General features: G+C 35.4%; 5 protein-coding genes. 4 read left to right on the forward strand and 1 reads right to left on the reverse strand.

Annotated elements, in window-relative coordinates:
• Positions 1–715: 715 nt before the first annotated feature.
• The 4 genes from JCM19033_RS21395 to mobV all read left to right on the forward strand — a co-directional run bounded on the left by JCM19033_RS21395 (position 716) and on the right by mobV (position 4181).
• Positions 716–1207: a DUF3967 domain-containing protein gene (locus JCM19033_RS21395; RefSeq protein ID WP_054637855.1), complete on the forward strand. Its 492-nt coding sequence runs from the start codon at positions 716–718 to the stop codon at positions 1205–1207.
• A gap of 136 nt (positions 1208–1343) precedes the next feature.
• Positions 1344–2291 (forward strand): hypothetical protein, encoded by a 948-nt coding sequence (locus JCM19033_RS21400; RefSeq protein ID WP_054637856.1) that lies wholly within the window; start codon positions 1344–1346, stop codon positions 2289–2291.
• A 30-nt stretch (positions 2292–2321) separates the two neighbouring features.
• Entirely contained in the window at positions 2322–2660 is a 339-nt protein-coding gene (locus JCM19033_RS21405) for a hypothetical protein (protein WP_054637857.1), read from the forward strand.
• A gap of 423 nt (positions 2661–3083) precedes the next feature.
• Positions 3084–4181 carry a MobV family relaxase gene (gene mobV / locus JCM19033_RS27800; protein WP_198153624.1) on the forward strand — a complete coding sequence of 366 codons (1098 nt, stop codon included), beginning with the start codon at positions 3084–3086 and terminating at the stop codon, positions 4179–4181.
• Positions 4182–4257: 76 nt separating this feature from the next.
• Here the strand turns inward: mobV and JCM19033_RS21420 are convergent, their stop codons facing one another.
• Positions 4258–4728 carry a replication/maintenance protein RepL gene (locus tag JCM19033_RS21420; protein ID WP_054637859.1) on the reverse strand — a complete coding sequence of 157 codons (471 nt, stop codon included), beginning with the start codon at positions 4726–4728 and terminating at the stop codon, positions 4258–4260.
• Between the last annotated feature and the right edge of the window lie 233 nt (positions 4729–4961).

A 4961-nucleotide genomic window follows, 5' to 3' on the forward strand; every position in this document is an offset into this window, starting at 1 on the left:
TTGGGTAGTATTTTTTCAACTCTGAAAAAATCTCCACCCTTTCTTCCTGGCTTTTCTGATTTTGGCAGGCATATTAGATTATGCCGAGCTCCAGATAAACCGATGAAACACAAAGGCTTCTGAACCTCGGTAATAGCAATTATAGCCTGCCAAAACGCCCGCACTTCCGTTCCTAATTACTCTTCTTTTCGGAATAAAATGACGCTAGAGGGGACTAGTCCCCTCTGGCTAACGCCATTCACCCCAAGCCTTCACAGCCAAGATACCCGATGAATTTAGTCTAGATTTAAACCTTTAAAACAGCAACAGTAGAAGGAATAAGGCTTTTGACGAGATTTTAAAGTGTATTATTTTTTTTCAAACTCAATTTCTATTTCCATGTTTTTAACCTCCTTTAAAAAGAATGTCAGGAGTAGCTCCTACTTGTTTTAACGTTTGCGAAAAAAATTCTCAGCCGTTTTACTTAACAGTGGCGAACAAATGCTGTTATCTCACTCCTGATATTTGGTTTTAAAGAAAATAGGAAAAACCCTTGTTGTGATTCTGATTTTGAGAACCTCAAAATTAAGAGGATAATATATTAAGGTTGAGTGGTTTAATTGATGGGGTCACCATGGTGATGAGTGCAGGAAATCACTTAAAAATGAGGAAATTATAATGGGTGGTGGAGGTGTAGGTGGCATAGTGAGTAACCGAGATTAAAGGAGGGATATCAATGAAAGAATGGTTCTCTGTGGCGGAAGTTGTAGATGAGTTAGGGATACCAGCTAATACGATTAGAAGATATATAAATAACCATGGTATCTACTTAAAAATAAAAAAGAAACATAAGAGTTATTTCATACATAAAGAATCTTTGAATGTTATTAAAGACATTCGGAGATGGTATCAAGATGGTAAGAGTGGTGAACAGGTGGATGAATTACTTTCAAACCAAGGAATACCAATGACTATAAGCATGGGAGAAGATGAACAAACGGATATAAAAGTGACCAAAGTGCTATCAGAATTGAAAGAAGACATGAAGGAACAAAAAGAATTTAATAAACGGTTGATAGAAGAGCTTGAAAAACGGGATCAGTATATTAACGAAAAGCTTAAAACAAGGGATGAAAGACTACTGTCTACTATGAAAGAAATGATGGAAGTAAAGAAGCAGATTGCTGCTAAAGAAGAAAGAAAATCATGGTGGAAATTTTGGAGATAGCTCTTATTGTTACTCACTCAATATTTTAAGAATCTATTAACCATAAGTATTTTACTTATATTAGGAAAAAAGATTTCATACTTTTTCCTCAATTGTGTTATGTTTAGGGAAAAATGATGAGTGAGGGCTGATTTTATTGAGAATTTCAGAGTATTTTAACTTACAAGGTCGAAGTCAAGCAGATTTTGAATTTGTTAATTTATTAACAACTACTGATAATAAATTATTTATTGATCCAACGAGAATGAGAGCCGAAAGAAGATTCCAACTTTGGGCAGAAAAGGTTGATCGCTTTCACCATACTGTTTTTGAGTTATATAGGAATGGAAATCAAATAGAAGCTAAAGAATTGTTTATTAATTCTGGTGAATCAAATGAAATCTTTTTAGGTTATTCTCAAGGTCTTCCCGGAGGCACTGGTAATTCTGAAGATTCTTTAGCACAAGTTTATGATTACATTGAAGAACAGGGTCTATATGATGATAGATTGATAGAAAACGCAGAAGATTTGATGTTGTTCATTCCTAACTTTGGGCCTGATCATTTATCTGATTTTATTGCTAGTGTAATAAAATCAGAGTTAGTGGATTTTACAATTGAACAAGCTGACCAGCATAACATGCCCAGAGACTTGGAATTCACCTTTTCTTATTGGGATATTGACTCTCAAGAATGGAACGAGAGGACAGAAAGGATTCCTCAAGTAGATGGACGTCCTTTGGTGTTGCTACCTAAAGAAATAGTGGTACAAGAATATTTAATTGGACCAGATGAATACCTGAAAAAAGTGGTGCTGACTTGGAGGCAACAAGAACATAGAAGAATAGACAGCGAATTGCATCGAAATAGAGCTAATCAAAATTACGATTTCGTTGCCAAAAAGATTATAGAAGAAGAGGAACTAAGAAATAGTGATAAAACCAAAAAAGAATATATTATTGAACAGACTAAGGCAAACAGAGATTTACTAGAAAGAGAAAGAAGTCGTATAAGAAACGCTCAACTAGGTACCGATCCTAACAAACTTACTGACGAAGAATGGGACAATTTATTTGATGAAATACAAAATAATGAAGAAGAATAACTATATAAGATAAAGGATGATAGAGACATTATGGAAATTTGGATTCCGGTTATTGTTGCTATATTATCTGGCGTTAGTTCTTATTTATTAGCTGTAAAAAACACTAAAGATAAAATAAAAATCCTAGAAAAAAATAATGAAGTTAAAATAGAATCTATGGAAAAAGAACATGCACATCAGATTGAGCTCATGCAAAAGCAAATAGAGATGCAATCTCAGAGAGAAAAAGATCAAAGTATCAATGATCTAACTAAAGGATTTATAGAGAAAGCCATGTCTCAGAGTATGGATGGTTTAGGAGAGACGTTATCTAAACAGATGGAGGATGAAATAAAAAAGAATTTACACAATAAAAAAGAACAAAGTTAAAAAGCTCTTTTCCCAAGGGCTTTTTTAGTCGCAGATGTAAGCGAGGATGTCAACGGTAGCGGACCGGAGGGAGCATAAGGAGTTGACATCCAAGAGGATGTTCACCCTCTCGGCACTGCAAAAGAATACCATTCTTTTGCTTGCCTACCGGCGAGGGGAGGAAGCTTTGAAACCTGGGTTTCAAACCGTCGGAGACAAAAGGGGGTCTGGGGAGGATCTCCCCAGCAGGTTTGGACAGCGTCCAAGGGTTTGTTTTTGCCATGCTTACGCATGGCTCGGCGATAGCCGAAAAGCCTCGCAGAGCACACGACTTTTTTTATAAAAAGTATAGTGTGTTATACTTTACCAAAGTTTCTTCCCCCTATGTCCGTTTTCTGTCCAGGGATTGCATAGTTTATGCAGGGGAGTCTGGGAGGTTTTCAAGTGAGTTATGCGGTCTGTCGAATGCAAAAAATGAAGCAGCATGATCTCAAAGGAATGCAGTTTCATAATCAAAGAGAGCGAAACAGCCAGACCAATTTTGATATTGACTCAGAACGTACAAAAGAGAATTATGATCTTGTAAATGATGGAGACATCAATTACAACGAACGAATAAAACAAATTATTGAGGAACAAAAGATAACCACCAGGAAAATACGCAAAGATGCAGTGATGGTAAATGAGTTACTGGTAACCTCTGATAAAGAGTTTTTCGATTCCCTTTCCAAGGAGAATGAAAAGCGATTTTTTGAGGAAAGCAAAACATTATTTGAGGAACGGTATGGCAAACAGAATATTGCTTATGCAATGGTGCATGTCGATGAGAAAACACCGCATATGCATCTTGGAGTTGTACCGATGCGTGATGGGAAGCTGCAAGGAAAAAATATATTTAACCAAAAAGAGTTACGGTGGATTCAAGATGAGTTTCCGAAGCGCATGAAGCAAAAAGGTTTTGATCTAAAACGAGGGGAAAAGGGATCTGACAAAAAGCATCTCTCAGCTCAGCGATATAAACTTCAAACCTTGAAAGATGAAATTAAGACGTTAGAAGGCGATTTACAGGCCGTAGAAGTTACGAACGAAAAATTGGAGGGAATTACCTCTGAAAATAAAGAAAAGCGCTCTATGGGCTTTGTGGGTCCTGAGAAAGTAGAGATGCCTAAAGACAACTATGAAAAATTGTACGGAATGGCTCAACGCTCTCATGAACACGCTAAAGAACGAGAACGAATCGAAGAAGAGAATTGGAAACTGAAAGAAAAGCAGAAAAAAATGGAGAAAGAAAATGATCAGTTAAAGAGTGAGAATTCTAGACTTGTAGATCTTCTCCAAAATGAATGGCTCAAAAGGGAATTGTTAGAGAAAACATTGGAAGTACTTAAAGATCGACTGAAAGATAAAACTCAGACGTTTGCAAGGCATGTAGGTTATGCTAAAGCTAAAGTTATGACTCGGTTGAAGTTTCCTGAGAAAGAAAAAAAGATGCTCTATCAAAAGATGAATTACCTGGCCAGCAACAATTTGTTGCTGAAATAAAAGAGAAACGAAAACAAAGAAATAAAAATCGTGGTTTAGAATTATAAAAAACCCTTCTGAAATTCAGGAGGGTTTTTTATTCTCCATTTGTATATCGTAAAAGGACATTCATTCTATCTCCTTTACCGCCTTTGAATAATACATCAGGATTAACTCGATAAAAGCCATTACGAACTTTAATTAAAAAATTACTCTCTTGAAGAACTGACATAGTTTCTGTAACAGTTGGTAAAGATACTCCTGTCTGTTCTGAAATATATCTGTGGGTGCCTAAAAACTGATTTTCTTTGTTTAGGTCACTCATAATAAACATAGCAACTTTTATTTTTTTGTTTCCTATCAAATCAAGGGTTTCTAACAAGTGTCCCAACCAAATTTTGTGGAAATTGGCATCTCGTTCTTCTATGTCTGTAACTTGCATTTTATGTACTTCACCAGTTTCCGAATCAACAAACTCCTTGGTTCCTAAAATCTTTACTTTTTTGCGTGTGGCTTTTGGTTTTTTGTATTTACTCATATCCGTCACCTTATTATGTTCAGCTGCCATTTGTATAACTCTCCCTTTATCGTTTGTATAAATTGCAATATTGCTTATTCACCAATATAATATATTTTTTGTATAAATTCAAGTTATACAAAAAGATAAAAAAATTTATACAGATGATTAAAAAAATTTATACAAGCAAAACCCTAAAAAACCCTTATATACCAATGGTTTTAGCCTATTACCCCTTTAATTTACTCTTATCTATAAATTAAAAGGCTATCAGAAAAGCAGGA

It is taken from the genome of Thalassobacillus sp. C254 (genome assembly GCF_001310615.1).